The organism is Acinetobacter sp. NIPH 817 (assembly GCF_000368405.1).
GTDB lineage: Bacteria > Pseudomonadota > Gammaproteobacteria > Pseudomonadales > Moraxellaceae > Acinetobacter.
The window spans coordinates 2,107,723-2,127,306 of the sequence record NZ_KB849420.1 but is presented as its reverse complement, the minus strand read 5'-3'; the positions used below and the strand labels follow the sequence as shown (position 1 = coordinate 2,127,306).

The following is a 19,584-nucleotide window of genomic DNA, read 5'->3' as shown; positions in this document are numbered from 1 at the left end:
TTTGTAGATATGAAATAAATAAGGAGAGAGAAGCTAAATGAAAATCTATACACAACGCCTTGAAGATATTTCTCCTGATCAAGCATTTGAAACGGTTGAACTGACTTTTGATACACGTCAAAAATCCCGCTTTCGGGCGACTTTAGCGAGTGGTGTAGATATTGGTGTTGACTTACCTCGTACTGGCATTTTGCGTAGTGGTTCATATATTGCAACTCAACAAGGTGATGTACTACGTGTAGATGCTAAGCCTGAACGTCTGATGCAAGTCAGTGCAGCAAGTGATTTTGATTTGCTTAAAGCGGCTTATCACTTAGGTAACAGACATGTGCCATTAATGTTGACGCCTAGAGCTTTATATTTTGAACCTGATCATGTGCTTGCAGAAATGGTAGAAGGGTTGGGGCTTACAGTCTCAGAAACCGATCATCCGTTTGAACCTGAAAGCGGTGCCTATGCACAGCATAGTCATGACCACCGTTTAAGCCCAATCAAAGCTTTGCATCATGTCCACTCATAACGCAACGCAATTACTTCAATTGCTGACATTGTCTTCTACGGCATTGCCAGTTGGAGCATATTGTTATTCACAAGGTGTAGAAACAGCCCTTGATATTGGCTTAATACATGATGAAACTTCGGCGATTGCTTATTTCGAAGAAGTGCTTGAGATGCTGTTAGTGCGGTTTGAGCTACCAGTATTAAAACGTCTTATGCAATATCATGATGACCAAGATCAGTTTCTGGTTTGGGCAAATTTATATAAGGCGAGTCGAGAAACTAAAGAGCTTTTAGCTGAGTCTCAACAGCTGGCATTTTCTTTAAATGCGTGGATTAGAGATGTTTTAAAAAAACCTGTTGAAGTTAAAAAGCAGTTTGGTTTTGTGCCTGTTTATGCACAACTCTGTGGGCGACTTGGGCTTGCCGACATTGACGTGCTCACAGCTTATACCTTTACCGTTTTAGAAAATCAGGTTCTGGCTGCGGTAAAAACTGTTCCTTTAGGGCAAATGGCCGGACAAAGAATTTTATGGCACTTACATGGTTTAGTGCCCCAAGCTGTGGAAAAAGCCTTGCAACTTGTTGATGAGCAATTGAGTAGCGCTTTACCTCGTTATGCAATGCTGAGTATGAAACATGAAACACAATATTCACGGTTATTCAGATCTTAAGTTTAGGAAAGAAGGATAAAAATCATGACAGAACGTAGTCCATTACGAGTTGGAATTGGCGGACCAGTAGGTTCGGGTAAAACTGCGCTTACACTTAATTTATGTTTAGCCTTGCGTAATAAATACAATATGGCTGTGGTGACAAATGATATTTACACCAAAGAAGATTCAAACTTTTTAACCCGTAACGAAGCGATGTCGCCAGATCGTATTGTGGGTGTAGAAACAGGTGGTTGCCCTCATACAGCAATTCGTGAAGATGCTTCAATTAACTTGGCTGCAATTGATGATTTGTGTGAAAAATTCGAAGGCTTAGAACTTATTATCATTGAAAGCGGTGGTGATAATTTGGCTGCAACATTTAGTCCGGAGCTTTCTGATTTAACTCTATATGTGATTGATGTCGCAGGCGGAGAAAAAATCCCTCGTAAAGGTGGGCCCGGCATTACCAAATCAGATTTACTTATTATTAATAAAACAGACCTTGCACCAATGGTCGGTGCAAATCTTGATGTGATGGATCAAGATGCGAAACGCATGCGCGGAGAAAAGCCATTCTTATTTTCAAATATGAAAACCCAAGATGGTCTTGAAGAAATTATTCAATTTATTGAGAAACAAGGGCTGTTTAAAGCTTAAGGAGAGATTATGAACTTCATTAAAAAATGGGGCATAGGGCTCCTTGCATTATTGCCGGCACTTGCAATGGCACACCCAGGACATGATCATGAACATTCTGGTTTTATAGCGGGTTTTATTCATCCATTTACTGGTTTAGATCATTTAGTCATGGCTTTGGCTTTTGGTGTTCTACTCTGGTCAGCAGCTAAGCAATGGAAAATAGCAGGTGTCATAAGTTTAAGTGTAACCCTCATTATTGGCTTTTTAATCGGTGCTCAAGGCTTAGTCCCTGTAAATGTTGCTGAATATGGAATTATTGCTTCTTTAGTCGTTACAGCAATTGCACTATGGACAAAATCAAATCGAATTTTACCTATCGCTGCGGCATTACTTGCGAGTTTTCATGGTATAGCACATGGTGTTGAATTAGCACACTCAGGCCATGTCGTTGCATTAGTAATGGGTATGGTTTCAGCTATGGCTTTAATTTATTGTGGTGGTTTAGCATTGGGTGCTGCACTTACACGATATGTGCCATATGGCAAAAAAATTGTTGGCGCCTGTGCAGCAGTTGTTGCAGTGATTGGATTAAGTTAGTCATCATTTCGAGAGTAAAAGGTAGCACTAGGCTACCTTTTTGGATTTGCAAAATAAAATGTGTGTGCATAAGAATATTTATACTATTTTTACAGCTCTGATTATCTTTTATAGTGGATATGTTCAAGCCTATGATTTTTTTCAATCAGAAAGTGATTCTACTTTACTAAATACAGACCAGTTGTTGGATCAATCAGATTTAAACTTGGAACAAAGGCGGTTAGCCATTGAGCATGATGATGAAGTTAATAACTATAATGTGCTCAAAAATGAGTTTTATTCAAATGAGCGTTGGGTGATTTATAATTATACAGCCTATGATACAGGGCAACTTCAGAATAAAAACATTAATGGCTTAACGAATCATATTAATATTCAAGATTTATCCATTTCAGTTGGGTATGGATTTAATTATAGTGTTAATCCAAGACTGAAAATTGGTTATGAATATATTTCGAGTTTTCCTTATGATCGAGGTCAACTCATACGATTTTTTACGATCTATTTATTCTGAAAATACAAAATTAAAATAATCTAATTCAAATAAATAGATCAGGTAAATTAATTTTTGATAAAAAAACTACATGATTATATCTTCTGATAAAGCCCTGCGTGAACAGTTCCAGCTTTCGTTGTTTTAACTTGTTGCCATGTTGAAGGGAGGAGAAGTTGAGATAAATCTCGATCAGCTTCAACATAAACATACCCATTCTTTTTAATATGGGGTTCTGCCAAGTTCGAAAGTTCTTGCCATAAGTCTAGACTATAAGGTGGATCTAAAAACACAACATCAAACTGTTCTTTTAAACGGGGTAAAGCTTGCTGAGCAGTCGCATTGATTAAATGACAGTTTTTGGCTTTTAATAGCTCAACATTATCTTTTAAGAAACGTGCCTGAGTTTTGTCTGGTTCAATCATATAAACTGACGCAGCACCACGTGACAACGCTTCAAAACCTAATGCGCCAGAGCCTGTGCAAACATCGAGGACATGCGCATTTTGAATATCCCACATGAGCCAGTTAAATAGAGTTTCACGCACTCTGTCTGGCGTTGGGCGTAAGCCCTCAATGCTAGCGAAGGGAAGTACTCGTCTTTTCCATTCGCCACCAATAATGCGTAATTGATTCTTCATTATTCATCGACCTCATTGGTTGCAGGGCGAGCTGGTGTAGCCTGTGGTGTTGAGGCTGCGGGTGCAGTTGAAGTAGCTGATGCTGCTGGAGTAGAGCTCGCAACTTCGCCGCCGCTTGATAGCTCACCTGGCTTAATTCCAGCGGTCATTAGTCCACCATTGACTTGGTGGTTTGCTGGTCGGACTGGGTTTTTCTTACGAGTTAATAACCAGTAATCAAAAATAGGTCTTGCAAGTTGAGCAGCAGAACCACCATGACGACCATTTTCCCAAATCACGGCAATCGCAATTTCTGGCTTATCAGCAGGTGCAAATCCAACAAATAAACCATGGTCAAGTTGGCGTTCGCTCAGGGCTGCTTCATTATAGCGTTTACCCTGTGCAATACTTTTAACCTGCGCAGTTCCTGTCTTTCCTGCAATTTGATAGAGAGGTGTACGAATGCCTCGACCAGTACCTGATTGAATTACATCAATCATAGCATCGCGCATTTGAATCCAGTCTTCATCTGTTCCGTTGAAGTCGATTTTGCCATCAGGTGCATTACGTACAGTAAATGGTTTTGCACCATGCGTTGCACGTAAAACATGAGGGGTGACATGAGAACCATGATTGGCTGTAATTGCAGTCGCCATAGCAAGTTGTAAAGGTGTAGCTGTAAATGCACCTTGACCAATACTCACAGAAATCGTTTCACCTTTCATCCACTTGGCTTTGCGAGTACGCATTTTCCATTCAGGATTTGGGTAAAGTCCTTCGCTTTCACTTGGTAGATCGACACCTGTTTTCTGACCGAACCCAAATTGACGCATCCATTGGTTCATTTGATCAATCCCCATTTGATGGGCAAGAATATAAAAATAGGTGTCACATGACATAATGATGGCTTTATGCATGTTTACGATACCATGACCGGTTTTTTTCCAGTCGCGGAACTTATGCGAATCGCCAGGTAAGTGGAAATAGCCTGGGTCAGAAATGGCTGTTGACCAGTTTACAATACCGTAGTGTAAGCCGCCCATCGCTTCCATTGGTTTAATGGTAGAACCTGGAGGGTATGCACCTTGTACCGCACGGTTATAAAGCGGTTGATCTAAATTATCACGTAAAGAACTATAATCTTTATGGTTAATACCAGTCACAAATAAATTAGGGTTGAAGCTTGGACTAGATACTAAAGCCAGAATTTCACCCGTACGAGGGTCGATAGCAACAATGGCACCACGACGGCCTGCGAGCTGTTGAGATGCAACAACCTGTAAACCATAATCTAGAGATAAATAGAGGTCATTGCCACGAGTAGGATCTTTACGACCTAAATGGCGCAATATGTTACTGTGAGCATCTGCTTCAACAGATTCATAACCTGGTGTTCCGTGCAGCAAATCTTCATAGCTTTTCTCAACACCAATCTTTCCAATTAAATTGGTCCCAGCATATAAATCTTTATCAATACTTTTTAATTCTTTATCGTTAATACGCCCTACATAACCAATCACATGAGCAAATAACTCACCGTGTGGATAGTAACGAGTCATTTGTGTTTCGATTCTTACGCCGGGAAATTTATATTTAGCTTCACTGAACTTGGCAATATTGGCTTCAGTTAGATTAAGTTTGATTGCGACACGTTCAGTTTTTCGAGCAGTTTTTATACGACTTTTGAAACGGTCAATATCTTCTTGTGTTAGATCTAAAATAGGTTGTAGCTGCTCAACAACACCATCCACATCTTCTACATCTGTTTTACTTAAAGTTGCTGTAAAAACAGGATAATTATCTGCCAGTAATACGCCATTTCGATCATAGATATAACCACGAGCAGGTGGAAGTGGTTGCAAGCGAATTCGGTTTTTATCAGATGCTGTAGAAAATTCGTCATAGTGAAAAATTTGCAGATAAGCGTATCGGCTAATCAGCACTAATAAACAAACGATAACAAGACCTACGGCAAAAAAGATTCGTCCTCGATAAATGCGCTTTTCTTGCTGGATATCTTTTAAAGGAAAGTGCTGCTTCATAAGGATCGACTTAGTGACATAGGGTAGAAAAATAGCTGCTTATTCTAACGCAAGAGCGCTTAAAATATTGCATAATTTTCAAAGTTTCCGTGCATTTCGATAAGATACGTTTTGACTTTGCAGACAACAAAATTGTAGATACTTGTATATAAGAAGCAAAATAATTCTGTTAAAGTCTCTCATTCAATAGAATAGGGTTGTTCTCACCATACGATTAGGGAAAATGGAGAAAATAATGAGAAAAATTTATCCCTTACTTGCAGTTCTGACGGTAAGTAGTTGGGCTCATGCTCAAGATTATTCGTTCCTTCCAGAAGCAAAATTAGCAGGACATACTGCATCTACGTGGAATGTGGGTGCTGGTTTTACACAAAAACTATTACATTTAAACGGCGAATGGGTAAACCCTTATGGTATTGCCTATGCCAAAGTTGGCGCATTTTTGAATGGTGACAAAACTGCTGGTGGCCAAGTCGGGTTTCGATATCCTTATTATCTTACCGGCACAGATAAAAATGGTTACTATATTGGTTTTTATGCTGGGCATCTCGATAGTAAAGAGGTCGATGGTGATTATAAATCCCGTTTAGGCGCTGGTGTCGATTTGGCCTATGTATTGTTGAATTCAGAAAGAATTAGTACTTTTAGTGTGGGTATTGGCGCGGCGGAAAAACTAACTGACCAGAATGGGGCAGTTGCTGCGGATACTAAACCACAAATTCAATTTTCTTATTCTCTAAGTTTTGGTTTATAAAACAAAGCAGTTTATCTTTAACTCGCCATAAGCAGAGCACAAATAAATACGAGAGTCTTACATGTTAGAGTACGTCAGCGGATTGTGGCAGACCTTTTTACACAGACCTGATTTTTGGGCCGTTTTGAGTATCATTCCAGTCACTGCCTTTGTTACATGGGCACACGTGTGGATGGCTTTAAAAATGGTGTTTTACCCAATTAAATTTTGGGGATTCCATTTAGGTCCATTACCCGTAGGTTGGCAAGGTATTGTGCCACGTAAAGCTGGACGTATCTCGGGTATTATTACCGACAATACATTATCTAAGTTAGGTTCATTGCGTGAATTTTTAGAGGCAATGGATCCTGAAGATATGGCACGTATTATTGGTGAGCAGGTTGGATTTGAACTTGAACATCTGATTGATGAAGTCATGATCGATCGTAATGCCGTACTTTGGGAAAATTTACCTTATTCAATTAAACGCCGTATTTATGCTCAGGCGCATAAACAATTACCAGGTGTATTAAGAGAATTAGTGACTGAGCTGACCATGAACGTTGAGTCACTGGTTAATATGCGTGAAATGGTAGTGAGCCAGATGGAAGGTGACCGCCGTTTAATGGTACGCATGTTCTTAAAAGTTGGGCAAAAAGAAATCAACTTTATTTGGCATATTAGTGCTTTAATTGGAATGTTCTTTGGTATTTTCCAAATGATTGTTTGGTTTGTCGTACCTTGGCACTGGACTGTACCGTTTTGGGCTTCAATTTGGGGCTTTTTAACGAACTGGATTGCGATCTGGATGGTATTTAATCCGATTGAACCACATTATATTCGTTACCCACAGATTTTTAGATTAACAAAAGATCGTAAGTTCCCTTGGATTGTACCCGTTCTTCGAATTGGGACTTATAATTTCCAAGGTGCGTTCATGAAGCGTCAAGAGGAAGTCTCTGACGTGTTTTCAAGCGTAGTAACAGAAGATTTAATTACGTTAAAATCGATTATGACCGAAATGATGTATGGGCCGCGTAAAGATAAGACCCGCCGCATTGTGAAGCGTCATATTAACGAAATTATGGAAACACCATTAGTTCGTACATCTTTACAGCTTTCTTTAGGGCCAAGAGAGTACGCAAGATTAAAGACGGACTTGATTGATCGTTCAATTGAAATTACGATGGGACCCGTATGTGACCCAGCGCTGAACGCAAGCCGGGCACAGAAGATTTTTCAAATGTTTAAAGAGCGTATTCGCGAACTGACACCAAAAGAGTTTCAGAATTTATTGCGTCCTGCATTTCAGGAGGATGAGTGGATTCTTATTGTACTAGGTGGGGTAACCGGATTTATTGCTGGTACAATACATTTGTTTGTGGCTTTCTTATAATTCGATGTCGGGCAGGATCTATTGAAGATTAACGAGACTTTTTCTGCCGGACTTCATATTCATTGTTTTAAATGAGGATGTTTTTTATGCGCATTATTTTACTCGGACCACCTGGAGCAGGCAAAGGGACTCAGGCTCAGTTGATCTGTAAGCGCTACAATGTCCCACAAATTTCAACCGGTGATATGCTCCGTGCTGCAATTCGTGAAGGTACTGAATTAGGTCTAAAAGCTAAAAGTGTAATGGAATCTGGTGGTTTGGTTTCAGATGAACTTATTATCGGTTTAGTAAAAGAACGTATTGCTCAGCCTGACTGTGTAAATGGCTGCATTTTCGATGGTTTCCCACGTACTATTCCACAAGCTGAAGCTTTGGAAAAAGAAGGGATTAGCATTGATCACGTGATTGAAATTGATGTTCCTGACGAAGAAATCGTACAACGTCTTTCAGGTCGTCGTCAGCATCCAGCTTCTGGCCGTGTTTATCATACAGTTTACAATCCACCTAAAGTGGAAGGTAAAGATGATGAAACTGGTGAAGATCTTGTTCAACGTCCAGATGACCAAGAAGAAACAATCCGTAAGCGTTTAGCGTCTTATCATACAGAAACTGAGCAATTGGTTGGATTCTATCAAAGCCGTGCTGCATCTGGTGAGAATGCACCGACTTATGACAAGCTTGATGGCCTGCGTACAATTGAAGATGTACAAAAAGATTTGTTCAACATCTTAGACAAATAATTTAATATTATTTGTGATAATGAGCCCTCTTTGTGAGGGCTCTTTTCTTTCATTCAGTGCAGGAGAACGATATGAAAATCATATTGATTTTGGTGGTATTGCTAAGTCTGGCACTCGTCATATTTTTAAGTTATCAGAGCTATAAAATGCTTAGGCAGGTACAAAAACAAGCAAAAGAAGAGCGTAATGAGAAAAAACGTCTAAAGTAGATTTGATTGGGTATGATCCCTATACCCAACCATATTTTTAGGCTTCAATATTTTTAATAGCAATTTGCTTTTGTGCACCAAATTCAAAGCGATCAGGCCAGTTGCAAACATCTGCAACTACACATTCAGCGCATTTAGGTTTACGGGCAATACAACAATAACGACCGTGCAATATAAGCCAGTGATGGGAATCTAAAATAAATTCTTTAGGAATGACCTTAATTAAGCGGTGCTCAACTTCAAGTACATTTTTACCTACGGCTAAACCAGTTCGATTTCCCACTCGGAAAATATGGGTATCAACAGCCATAGTCGGTTGTCCAAAAGCTGTATTTAAAACAACATTTGCGGTTTTACGCCCGACACCAGGTAAAGCTTCCAAGTCTTTTCTGTTGCTTGGAACTTCGCCGTTAAATTGTTCCATTAAAATCTTACAGGTTTTAATGACATTTTCGGCTTTAGCGTTGTAAAGGCCAATTGTTTTAATATATTCCTTTAATCCATCTACGCCTAAGTTATAGATTTTTTCGGCGGTATTCGCCACAGGGTAGAGCTTATCTGTTGCTTTATTAACACTTACGTCGGTCGCTTGAGCTGACAACATAACTGCAATAAGTAGCTCAAATGGAGAGGAATATTTTAATTCGGTTTGAGGTGAAGGTCGTTGTTCGCGAAGACGTTCAAAGAAAATTTGAATCTGCTTTTTCGTCATATTCTTGACGGCCATTCAGACCTCCTGTAGTTGCATGAGTTGCTGTTGTAGTTCTTCGAGTTGAAGACGTTTTTTAGCATCTTCACGTACACTTAACTGTTTTTCCAGTTTCTTAATTTGTGTACGAATTTTAGCTAACTCAATTGTAGTTTTAGCATCAGTTGGCACAGTCTCTTTAGGTTTCTCAATGAGTTCAATTGAAGGTAATTCATCAAGTGCCTGAGAAAATTGCGCAAACAGTTGAGTATCAATTTCAGCACGTACCACTGGACCTTTACGGTGACTGCGACGCTTTTCTTCACGCTGAATGTGAGCGTAATAACGTTGTCTTAAATCATTTTGCTCTGCAGTACGTTGTTGTTCATTTGGTAAAGCTTGCGTGTCTTCAACCAAATCAATGCAATCTACGGGACACGGTGGAATGCATAACTCACAACCTGTACATAAGTCAGTCAAGATGGTGTGCATGAGCTTACCACTGCCAATAATAGCATCTACAGGGCAAGCACTAATACATTTGGTGCAGCCAATGCATTCATCTTCACGAATAATTGCTTTCATTCGCTGTGGACGACCATCTGTTTGTACAGGCCATACGCTTCTTTCAGCAGTTAATGGAGAGCGATTTAATAGATTTGCGAGTGCATCAGCAACAGGTTGTCCACCTGGAACACATTTATTTGCTTCTTCACCTTCAGCAATCGACTTTGCGTAGGGTAGACATCCATCACGATGTCCACATAGACCACATTGTGTTTGTGGTAATAACGCATCAATCTCGCGTATGAGAGAAATAGATGAATTCATAGTGGGCAAATAGCTTGGTTAAAACGATGCGATAATGAAGAAAAACCTAAGTAAGGTCAATGGATTTTAACGAATTTATCGGGTTTTTAATTGACCTAAAATGTCGCTAATTCTGCACAATAATAGATCAATAAAAATGAAAAGTTAAATGACTATTTCTTATTTTTGAGTAGTTTTTCTAAAAATAACTTTTTGATAATTAAGGTGAATAAAATAATTTAAAATAACTATTGTTAAAATTGATGGAAAGGGATTTAATATTTTGCTGCTAAATGATGCATTTAATAATGTATTGCACCAATTTAATTCATTACTATGCTGAGGACCGTGCATTGAAATATAACAACCTGAATGAATTCCTGAATTACGTGCAAGCGCGTGATCCGCATCAACCTGAGTTCTTACAAGCTGTCGAAGAAGTAATGACGAGTTTGTGGCCATTTATTGAAAAAAATCCGGAATATGCAGAGCAGGGTTTGTTAGAACGCTTAGTTGAACCTGAGCGTGTGATTCAATTTCGTGTTTCATGGATGGATGATCAAGGTCAGACTCAAGTTAACCGAGCTTTCCGTGTTCAATACAATTCAGCAATTGGTCCATTCAAAGGGGGAATGCGTTTCCATCCTTCAGTCAATTTATCAATTTTAAAATTTTTAGGTTTTGAGCAGACTTTTAAAAACTCACTTACCACCTTACCCATGGGTGGGGGAAAAGGTGGTTCAGATTTCGATCCTAAAGGTAAATCTGATGCTGAAATTATGCGATTCTGTCAGGCACTAATTATTGAGCTTTATCGCCATTTAGGACCAAATACGGATATTCCTGCGGGAGATATTGGTGTGGGTGCGCGTGAAGTCGGTTATATGGCAGGCATGATGAAAAAGCTGAGTAATGACACTGCTTGTGTCTTTACTGGTAAGGGAATTTCATTTGGTGGTAGCTTAATGCGTCCTGAAGCAACTGGCTATGGTACGGTTTATTTTGCAGAGGAAATGCTCAAAGCACGTGGACAATCTTTTGCTGGTAAAACTGTTTCAGTATCTGGCTCTGGTAACGTTGCACAATATGCAGCAGAGAAGGCGATGTTCTTAGGGGCAAAAGTTGTTACTTTGTCTGACTCTAACGGCACGGTTTATGTAAAAAATGGTTTTACAGATGAGTTGCTAGCTGAAGTTATGGAGCTGAAAAACGTTAAGCGCGGTCGTATTTCCGAGTTTGCTTCTAAACATGGTTTTGAATATTTTGAAGGAAAAACGCCTTGGCATATTCCTGTCGATATTGCTTTACCATGTGCAACGCAAAATGAATTAACAGGTGAAGATGCTAAAACGCTTATTGCAAATGGTGTAATTTGTGTGGCTGAAGGCGCTAATATGCCATCTACACTTGAAGCAGTTGAACACTTTATCGAAGCTAAAATTTTGTATGCACCAGGAAAAGCATCTAATGCGGGTGGGGTAGCAACATCTGGTTTAGAAATGTCTCAAAATGCAATACGTTTAAGCTGGACGCATGCTGAGGTCGATGAACGTTTACATGCAATTATGAAAGACATTCATGCGAATTGTGTAAGATATGGTACTAAAGAAGACGGCACTGTTAATTATGTTGATGGTGCCAATATTGCAGGTTTTGTAAAAGTGGCTGATGCAATGCTTGCTCAAGGTATTTTCTAAAAATAGAAATAAAAAATCCGATGCAAAAGCATCGGATTTTTTTAGTCTAAAAACTTATTTTTTAGGTTTTTTAACTAATTCTTGCTCAACAACCATATCTAATACATCAGCTTGACTAGATTGGTCTGCTGCTGGGTTTTTCACTTCAAAACGTTTTACACGTAAAATTACGCGTTGATCTGGATTGTGTTCAAAACCTTCAATTTGGCCATAATATAATGACCAGTTTTTGTCAGCGTAAGTTTTAACGCCTTTGTCATCATATTTAATTTCACGAACTTGCATACAAGTTTGTGGGGCAACACCAGTACATGATTTAGTTTGTGGAGCAACTTCTAGGAAAACAGTTTTTCCTTCAGATTGATATTTTGCTTCAGGTGTCATTTTACCAGTAAAGGTATATTTTTGACCTTGAGCATCAGATACCGTTAGTGTTGGTTGATCAACGTTTGTGGTATTGAGTTCAAATGGAATCGCACGTTTTTGGAAAAGACTGCTAGAAAATTGTTCCTGTTTCATTAAAGCAGGTTCACACGCCATCATTGTTGACATTACATCAGCAGTTACGATGGTGTTGTTTTCAACTTTCCAAGTTGTTCCTTGGCGGTTACAGCCTGTTGCGATTGATAAACGGTCGTTGGTGAAGTTAAGAACGATAGGTTTTTTTGTATTTTCAGGCTGATAAGACCAAGAGTAGTCTGTTAAAGCTTGAGTATTCACTGCTTTTTGACCTTGGAAAATATGCTTTTGACCAGTTTTGTCTGTCACGCTTAAAATCACCTGACCATTATTGTTACTAATTTCGATTGGTAATTTTGCGTCACTAAAGATGCTATTCGACAATTGTTCTTGTTTCATTAAATCATCTTGGCAAGCCATCATTGTTGAAACAAGGTTAGATGTAACAAGTTGGTTACCTTCAACTTTCCAAGTACCGCCTTGGCCATTACAACCTGTATTGATTGCTAATTTGCCATCTGCATTAAAGTTAAGGATAAGTGGTTTAGAAGCTTTTACATTTTGATAAGTCCAAGCATATTCACCTAAAGTGGCTGCAAGGTTTTGTTGTTGCTCAGATACAATTGGAGCAGGAGTATTAGTAACTGTTTGACACGCCATCAAAGAAAAAGGTAATAACGCAAGAATTAAATATTTAATTTTCATTTAAAAACTTCAAGTAAAAAAACAACAGCAATAAGCTTAAAACATTCTTAAAAAAAGAAAATGTAAACATTTGATTGTTTCGGTTTTTAAAATGTATAAGTTTGTAAGTTATTCTAATTTTCAACAAAAATAATGGTATACCCCGCGAAACGGGGTATTTGCTAATAATTAATCAAAACGATAGATGTCCATGCCTAGTGAGCCCATTGTGAAGCTGCTGTGAACAATCGTAAAACGATTACCTGTGCCCATAGCAAAAAACAACGGGGCAAAATGTTCTAGGGTAGGATGATTGCGTTTTACATACGGCAACGATTGCCAGTCCAGTACGCCATCATAATCTTGGTGGGTAAGTTTATTCACAACAGCATTTCTAAAAGTTGAGGCCCATTCTGGAACTTTAGAGTTGTCTCCTTGCCAAGATAGCTCTGCAAGATTATGAGTAATACTGCCTGAACCAATGAGTAAAATCTGTTTGTCACGTAAAGGCGCTAGTGTTTGTCCTATGCGATAAATTTCTTGTGCGCTTAAATTGGTTGGTAAAGAAATCTCAACGACAGGAATGTCAGCATCAGGATACATATGCAATAGAGGCATCCATACACCATGGTCACGAGGACGTGTACTATTCGCATGTGCAACTAAATGAGCATCTGCCAGTAATTTTAAGATTTCTTCAGCAAGTTCTGGTTGCCCAGGTGCGCTGTAACGAATTTCATATAACTCTTTAGGAAAACCACGGAAGTCATGCCATGTTTCAGGGCGAGTCGAAATACTCACTTCAAGTGCTTTACTTTCCCAATGCGCAGACATCACAATGATTGCCTTTGGTACGGGAAGGTTTGCTCCTAAGCGGTGTAGAGCAGGGCCTACTTGTTCTGGATCAAGTGCAAGCATGGGTGAACCATGTGAAATAAACAGTCCGGGAAGGGTTTGTAGTTCCATTGCATTACACCTGAGTTAAAAGCAGAATAATAGTTATTATGCCAAAATCAGGACATGTTAAAAGTATCCTGATTTCAACGGATTGTTCCTAAAATGAAACGGTTGTTGTTTTTATGCACGGTGATAGGGATGATTATGATTAATAGTCATTGCCCGATATAGTTGTTCAATTAATAAAACACGTACTAAAGGATGGGGCATTGTGAGTTTTGAAAGTGACCAATGCCATGCGGCGGCTTTACGTACTTGATCTGATAAACCATCTGGTCCACCAATAGCAAGTGCTACATCATTACCTTCAAGCATCCACTGTTTCATGGTGTCAGCCAGTTTCTCTGTGCTGAGTTCTCGGCCACCAACCTCTAGAGCAATTAAAGTTTCATTCGGTTTTAAAGCATTTAAAATACTTTCACCTTCAATTTGACAATATTTTAAAATATCCGCTTCTGAATCATTCTTACCACGTTTGGCCATAGGAAGTTCAATGACTTGAGTTTGCACAAAAGGTTGAATACGTTTGAAGTAATCTTCAAAACCAGTGAGAACCCAAGCAGGCATTTTTTGACCAATGGTCAGAATACGAATTTTCATATTATCTATTCATTTAAAACAGCTGGCGCATTATACCTGAGGAAGAGATAAGTTCGTGGTAGTAAAATAGGCATAAAAAACGCAGTCCAAAAAACGGTGTTGGACTGCGATCAAATGATCATCTGTCTGGAGTTCAGATGATCATAGAGAATAAAACAAGGCTATCTATAAAATAATAGATAACGAAGAATACTTAATTTAATTAAATACTCTTAATACCTATTATGAGGATGGTTGGATATTTTTCAATCAAATTGTGTAACAAAAAAAAGAGAGCCGAAGCTCTCTTTTTTCACATTTTAATTAGTGACGTGCTGCTTTTGAACCTTCCACCGGTTTTACAATCGGTGTTTTAGGTAAAGGCTTTGGCATCGAAACTAATGCTAAAGGCAAAATGTCATCAATACTTTTCACAGCTTTGATTTCTAAACCTTCTTTAACATTGGCTGGAATTTCTGCCAAATCACGAACGTTATCTTGTGGAATAAATACAAGTTTAATACCACCACGGTGTGCTGCAAGAAGTTTTTCTTTTAAGCCACCGATACGCATTGCACGACCACCTAAGCTTGTTTCACCAGTCATTGCAATATCAGGACGAATCGCAATACCTGTAAATGCTGATACAAGCGCAGTTGTTAATGCTAAACCAGCAGATGGACCATCTTTTGGTGTTGCACCTTCTGGTAAGTGAACGTGTACATCAGTTTCTTCAAAACGAGAAGCTTCAATACCTAGCTCATCAGCACGTGTGCGTACTAAAGTCATTGCTGTGGTAATAGACTCTTTCATTACGTCGCCGAGTGAACCAGTCGTAATGAATTTACCTTTACCTTTGACAGCTGCAACTTCAATGGTAAGCAACTCACCACCTACAGATGTCCAAGCTAAACCATTTACGCGGCCTACTTGCGCTTCATCTTCTGCAATACCAAAGTCAAACTTGTGTGGACCTAAGTATTCTGGAAGATTGGCAGAAGTCACATCAAGTTGTAAGTTTTTAGACTTTTTACTTACTGCTTCTTTTACCACTTTACGCGCAATTTTAGACACTTCACGTTCTAAATTACGTACACCAGCTTCACGTGTATAGCGCTGAACAATGTCACGAATCGCTTCTTCATGAATTGTTAACTCTTTTGCACGCAGACCATTGTTCTTAATCGCTTTTGGAACAAGGTAACGTTCAGCAATGTTAACTTTTTCATCTTCGGTATAACCCGGTAGACGAATAACTTCCATACGGTCAAGCAATGCCTCAGGAATATTCATGCTGTTTGCAGTACAGATGAACATCACTTCAGATAGGTCAAGATCAAGATCTAAATAGTGATCGTTGAACTTACTGTTTTGTGATGGATCTAATACTTCAAGCAATGCAGAAGCAGGATCACCACGGTAGTCTTGTGCCATCTTGTCAATTTCGTCGAGTAAGAACAGTGGGTTCTTCACGCCAACTTTTGTTAAAGACTGCACGATTTTACCTGGCATCGCACCAATATAAGTACGGCGGTGACCACGAATTTCAGCTTCGTCACGTACGCCACCGAGTGCCATACGAACAAACTCACGACCTGTTGCTTTCGCAACTGATTCACCAAGCGAAGTTTTACCTACACCAGGAGGGCCTACTAAACATAGGATAGGACCTTTGAGTTTTTTAACACGAGACTGAACAGCTAAGTATTCAACAATACGATCTTTAACGTCATCTAAGCCGTAGTGATCGGTATCAAGAATCTCTTGAGCTTTCGCAAGGTTAATGCTGACTTTGCTCGCTTTATTCCACGGTGTATCTAAAATTACTTCTAGATAGTTACGTACAACAGCCGCTTCACTAGATGCAGGTTGCATTGCTTTAAGCTTACGGAACTCAGCTTCAGCTTTTTTACGTACGTGTTCAGGTAAATCAGCTTCAGTTAGACGTTTTTCTATTTCAGCAACGTCATCTTCAGCGCCACCATTCATGTCAGAAAGTTCACGTTGAATGACTTTCATTTTTTCATTTAGAAAGTATTCACGTTGGTTTTTTTCCATTTGGCGTTTTACGCTGTCATGCAAAGTTTGTTCAATTTGCTGTTCGGCAGATTGATTAACCAAGTAGCTCATAAGCTCTTGCAAATGTGCTTCAAATTCATCGTGCTCTAAAAACTTCTGTTTAATTTCAATATTTAGAGGTACACGTGTAGCCACGAAGAACATAAGCTGTAGCAAGTCTTCAATTTTATTAGCAGCTGCAACGAGTTCACGTGCATTACGTAATTTTGCTTCAGCATATTGAGCAAATAAATTACGCAACTCTTGTAAACGAGTTTCTTGAGTAGCTTTATCTACGTTAATTGTCATTGGACTTAAGCTATGCTCAGCAGTCAAATGGCTATCTTCATCGATAATTTTTTCAAGCTTAGAGCGCTGTAACCCTTCAATCAGTACTTTGATACAGTTTTCATCATTCTCATGATTTACAACCTGAACAATCTTAGCGACAGTTCCGTACTGATAAAGGTTATCGTGATCAATATCTTCTGTAAGCGAATCTTTTTGCGCAACTACAAATACTAAATTGTCACTGTTACGAGCCACATCAACTGCATTGATCGATTTTTCACGACCCACGAATAACGCAATTTGCATGTGTGGATAGACCACTACATCACGTAACGCTAAAAGTGGTAATACACTTGGAACCTGAGGCTCTAAGTCAGTTTTTTCATTCATAATAAGTTCAGACATGGGCACTCCTAATGAGTGACAACGAGGTTGCCATGTTTTTTATAGTGATGTGTATTTCAAAAATTACAAGGGCCTCTCTATAGAAAATGTGGAAAAAATGACTAATTTAGTCAACTTTTTTATTAAAATATTATGAATCAATGGATTAATTCTTAAGAAGAATATAATTTTGTAGAAAGGATAGGTAATTTAGCTTAATAATTATGAAATATTCATATAGTAGAAAAGACGTTTGGATGGAAAACAACCATTTTCTTGTGTCATTTATCGGCATTGTATAATTAACAATAATGCAAAACTTATTTAATGTTGAACATTAAATAGCCGTGTTACTATAAATTGGTAAATCGGTCTGTCACGTAGAAGTAACCATCCTTAGGGTGGTTACTTTTATGATTTTAGGGGCATTAAAAACTTAAGACTAATTTTAATTTTCATATAAATATTATCTTTTAAAATAATAAATATGTTGAGGGGTGAGTAAAGCATCTAAAGGTTGATCCCAACTTTGACGTTTTAAAGTATGTTCAATAAATTGAAATTGATGAGCCATTCCCAAACGATAAGGTTTATGTTTTGCACTAGCCAATGTACGGTCATAATAGCCGCCTCCCATACCAATACGCGTACCGTAGTGATCACAAGCTAAAAGTGGCATTAACAGTAAATCAAGTTTTGATACATGTTTTCCTCTTGTTGCCATGGGTTCTTTCATACCCAATGGATGATGAGAAAAACGTCGATTTAAATATTGGTTTCTAGATATTTTTACCCAAACTAAACGTTGATTCATAGAACAAATCATAGGTAAATAAACTTGTTTATTTTTTTGAAAACATAATTTTATGATCAGATCTGTATGAACTTCTCCGAAGGCATGCAGATATAAACCAATTTTTTTTGATGAATGAAAAATAGCAAGACTGTTTAAATGATGCAGAATATTAAGCTGAGCTTTTTTTTGCACTAAGGGGGACAAAGAGCGTCTTTTAGATTTTAAATTTTTTCTAATAAAAGTAAGTTCATTCATGCGTAAATCTAACAAAGATTTGAGATCAGTCGAGCAAAATTATACCTATTTTTCTTAAGATTTATGGAAATAGAGGACTAATTAAGAAATAACTTAAAATTTACTTGATGCGAGGTATTTTCTTTAGGGATAAAAAATTCTATTTCTTTACGTATTACCAGTATTTATTTACATTTAATCAGATAAGAATATTTAAAAGGATGAATGTGAAATTGTTAAGCCTATGAAGTTAAAAATTTTAACCACTACAATAAGCGCCGTATTGATGCTAGGCGGGTGTACAAAACAAACAGAACCTGAAGCTGCTGAAGTGGACTATAAAGCTCAATTCGAAGAGTCTGACCGTAAAATTGGAGAGTTTTTAGATCAACTGGATAATCCGAATACGCCACAAGAAGTTAAAGTCAAAATCTTGTGCCATGACTATCCTGAGGTTTATAAGACCCAATATATGCCTGCATTAATTAGAATTTCACCTAAACCTTATACCGAAGAAAAATTATTGTCAGATTTGAAGAGTGCAACTGATTACTACAAAGATGCCTTTGCAATTAGGTGTAACCAATAATTAATTGATGTGTTAACTCTCAAAAAATCCGATAAGTGTGAATTGATTGGCATTATTAAGTTGTGGTAAATTTCATTTTGTCTTTATAGTTGCTAATTTAGGGGGTTCTAGATATGGAAATCTTGAAATTCTTACAGAGTTTTAATACCGTCGGTACATACTTAACGATTGCTTCAACTGTTTTAGCTGGGCTTATTATTTATTTTTACGTGATTAATCCAGCGTAATCTTTTAAAAAGAAATAGTAAGAAATCTTCTATTTCTTTTTTTATAATTAAATTTTGTTATAAATTTCAAACTATAAAAATAAGGTAGAGTCATGAAGTTTAAATTATTTTTTCTTGGTTTTTTAGCTTTAGGATGTCATGCCGACGAAAATGTAAGTGATCCTGATATTTGTAATGTAGTAAAAAAAGTCGCTTATACTGTCATGGAAGCACGTCAAAAAAAAGTTCCATCTCAAGACTTGCAACAGATAGCGAATGGTCTTGAAGACCCAAAAGCCAAACAACTTTACCAAGATTTAATTAATTCGGCTTACTCTGCCAAAGTATTTAGAACTAGTTTTTTTAAAAGAAAGGCAATAGAAGATTTTCAAACAGGCTGGTATGAAGAGTGTCTGAATAGAAATAAAAAATAATATTAGAGAAGGGGGAGTAGATTAATCAGCTAAGCTGTAATTTAATGTTTAAAAAGAAAATATTAGACTGAAAGGTCTGTATGGAAAGCTAAATT

22 protein-coding genes are annotated in these 19,584 nt (G+C 38.1%); 13 read left to right on the top strand and 9 right to left on the bottom strand.

From position 1 onward, the window contains the following. Window positions 1-37 precede the first annotated feature (37 nt). The 5 genes from ureE to F968_RS13695 are packed head-to-tail and all read left to right on the top strand — an operon-like array spanning window position 38 to window position 2,904. Entirely contained in the window at window positions 38-520 is a 483-nt protein-coding gene (ureE, locus tag F968_RS13715; RefSeq protein ID WP_004793949.1) for an urease accessory protein UreE, read from the top strand. Beyond that, a complete protein-coding gene (locus tag F968_RS13710; protein ID WP_004793948.1) occupies window positions 507-1,172 on the top strand; it encodes an urease accessory protein UreF in 666 nt (221 codons plus the stop codon). The genes ureE and F968_RS13710 overlap by 14 nt, the downstream gene beginning before the upstream one ends. Window positions 1,173-1,196: 24 nt before the next feature. Continuing rightward, window positions 1,197-1,811 (top strand): urease accessory protein UreG, encoded by a 615-nt coding sequence (gene ureG, locus F968_RS13705; RefSeq protein WP_002117800.1) that lies wholly within the window; start codon window positions 1,197-1,199, stop codon window positions 1,809-1,811. Between the two features lie 9 nt (window positions 1,812-1,820). Next, window positions 1,821-2,390, top strand: a complete 570-nt coding sequence (locus F968_RS13700; protein ID WP_004793947.1) for a HupE/UreJ family protein — start codon at window positions 1,821-1,823, stop codon at window positions 2,388-2,390. 58 nt (window positions 2,391-2,448) lie between these two features. Next, the gene (locus F968_RS13695; RefSeq protein ID WP_034596341.1) at window positions 2,449-2,904 is read left to right on the top strand and encodes a hypothetical protein; all 456 of its coding nucleotides are present in this window, start codon (window positions 2,449-2,451) and stop codon (window positions 2,902-2,904) included. A gap of 74 nt (window positions 2,905-2,978) precedes the next feature. On the opposite strand, the gene rsmD is transcribed toward F968_RS13695, so the two are convergent. Together rsmD and mrdA are read right to left on the bottom strand one after the other, a co-directional pair. Then, window positions 2,979-3,524 carry a 16S rRNA (guanine(966)-N(2))-methyltransferase RsmD gene (rsmD, locus tag F968_RS13690; protein ID WP_004793944.1) on the bottom strand — a complete coding sequence of 182 codons (546 nt, stop codon included), beginning with the start codon at window positions 3,522-3,524 and terminating at the stop codon, window positions 2,979-2,981. Beyond that, window positions 3,524-5,545: a penicillin-binding protein 2 gene (mrdA, locus tag F968_RS13685; RefSeq protein WP_004793943.1), complete on the bottom strand. Its 2,022-nt coding sequence runs from the start codon at window positions 5,543-5,545 to the stop codon at window positions 3,524-3,526. Before mrdA ends, rsmD begins: the two co-directional genes overlap by 1 nt. A gap of 235 nt (window positions 5,546-5,780) precedes the next feature. Between mrdA and F968_RS13680 the strand changes: the two genes are divergently transcribed. From F968_RS13680 to F968_RS20830, 4 genes are all read left to right on the top strand, one after another. Further along, the gene (locus F968_RS13680; RefSeq protein ID WP_004793942.1) at window positions 5,781-6,299 is read left to right on the top strand and encodes a hypothetical protein; all 519 of its coding nucleotides are present in this window, start codon (window positions 5,781-5,783) and stop codon (window positions 6,297-6,299) included. A 61-nt stretch (window positions 6,300-6,360) separates the two neighbouring features. Further along, window positions 6,361-7,674, top strand: a complete 1,314-nt coding sequence (locus tag F968_RS13675) for a DUF445 domain-containing protein (protein ID WP_004793941.1) — start codon at window positions 6,361-6,363, stop codon at window positions 7,672-7,674. 86 nt (window positions 7,675-7,760) lie between these two features. Next, window positions 7,761-8,414 (top strand): adenylate kinase, encoded by a 654-nt coding sequence (gene adk / locus F968_RS13670; protein WP_004793940.1) that lies wholly within the window; start codon window positions 7,761-7,763, stop codon window positions 8,412-8,414. 71 nt (window positions 8,415-8,485) lie between these two features. Continuing rightward, entirely contained in the window at window positions 8,486-8,623 is a 138-nt protein-coding gene (locus F968_RS20830) for a hypothetical protein (protein ID WP_004793939.1), read from the top strand. 37 nt (window positions 8,624-8,660) lie between these two features. Here F968_RS20830 and nth read toward each other — a convergent pair whose 3' ends face one another. After that, complete coding sequence (gene nth, locus F968_RS13665) at window positions 8,661-9,350, bottom strand: endonuclease III (RefSeq protein ID WP_002117539.1); 690 nt, start codon at window positions 9,348-9,350, stop codon at window positions 8,661-8,663. After that, window positions 9,351-10,142: an RnfABCDGE type electron transport complex subunit B gene (locus F968_RS13660; RefSeq protein WP_004793938.1), complete on the bottom strand. Its 792-nt coding sequence runs from the start codon at window positions 10,140-10,142 to the stop codon at window positions 9,351-9,353. A gap of 272 nt (window positions 10,143-10,414) precedes the next feature. On the opposite strand from F968_RS13660, the gene gdhA reads away from it, so the two are divergent. Continuing rightward, a complete protein-coding gene (gdhA, locus tag F968_RS13655) occupies window positions 10,415-11,818 on the top strand; it encodes an NADP-specific glutamate dehydrogenase (RefSeq protein WP_081399550.1) in 1,404 nt (467 codons plus the stop codon). A gap of 54 nt (window positions 11,819-11,872) precedes the next feature. Here gdhA and F968_RS13650 read toward each other — a convergent pair whose 3' ends face one another. The 5 genes from F968_RS13650 to F968_RS13630 form a co-directional block, all read right to left on the bottom strand. Next, window positions 11,873-12,982 carry an META and DUF4377 domain-containing protein gene (locus F968_RS13650; RefSeq protein WP_004793936.1) on the bottom strand — a complete coding sequence of 370 codons (1,110 nt, stop codon included), beginning with the start codon at window positions 12,980-12,982 and terminating at the stop codon, window positions 11,873-11,875. Between the two features lie 168 nt (window positions 12,983-13,150). Further along, window positions 13,151-13,927, bottom strand: a complete 777-nt coding sequence (locus F968_RS13645; RefSeq protein WP_004793935.1) for a DODA-type extradiol aromatic ring-opening family dioxygenase — start codon at window positions 13,925-13,927, stop codon at window positions 13,151-13,153. A gap of 111 nt (window positions 13,928-14,038) precedes the next feature. Next, window positions 14,039-14,518, bottom strand: a complete 480-nt coding sequence (gene rlmH, locus F968_RS13640; RefSeq protein ID WP_004793934.1) for a 23S rRNA (pseudouridine(1915)-N(3))-methyltransferase RlmH — start codon at window positions 14,516-14,518, stop codon at window positions 14,039-14,041. A 303-nt stretch (window positions 14,519-14,821) separates the two neighbouring features. Then, window positions 14,822-17,251 carry an endopeptidase La gene (gene lon / locus F968_RS13635; protein ID WP_004793933.1) on the bottom strand — a complete coding sequence of 810 codons (2,430 nt, stop codon included), beginning with the start codon at window positions 17,249-17,251 and terminating at the stop codon, window positions 14,822-14,824. Between the two features lie 445 nt (window positions 17,252-17,696). Further along, window positions 17,697-18,281 (bottom strand): 5-formyltetrahydrofolate cyclo-ligase, encoded by a 585-nt coding sequence (locus F968_RS13630; protein ID WP_004793932.1) that lies wholly within the window; start codon window positions 18,279-18,281, stop codon window positions 17,697-17,699. A gap of 223 nt (window positions 18,282-18,504) precedes the next feature. Between F968_RS13630 and F968_RS13625 the strand changes: the two genes are divergently transcribed. From F968_RS13625 to F968_RS13620, 3 genes are all read left to right on the top strand, one after another. Next, complete coding sequence (locus F968_RS13625) at window positions 18,505-18,849, top strand: hypothetical protein (RefSeq protein ID WP_004793931.1); 345 nt, start codon at window positions 18,505-18,507, stop codon at window positions 18,847-18,849. A 113-nt stretch (window positions 18,850-18,962) separates the two neighbouring features. Beyond that, window positions 18,963-19,076, top strand: coding sequence for a hypothetical protein (locus F968_RS19890; protein WP_004793930.1), 114 nt, complete (start codon window positions 18,963-18,965; stop codon window positions 19,074-19,076). Between the two features lie 92 nt (window positions 19,077-19,168). Then, window positions 19,169-19,489: a hypothetical protein gene (locus F968_RS13620; RefSeq protein WP_004793929.1), complete on the top strand. Its 321-nt coding sequence runs from the start codon at window positions 19,169-19,171 to the stop codon at window positions 19,487-19,489. Window positions 19,490-19,584: the final 95 nt, after the last annotated feature.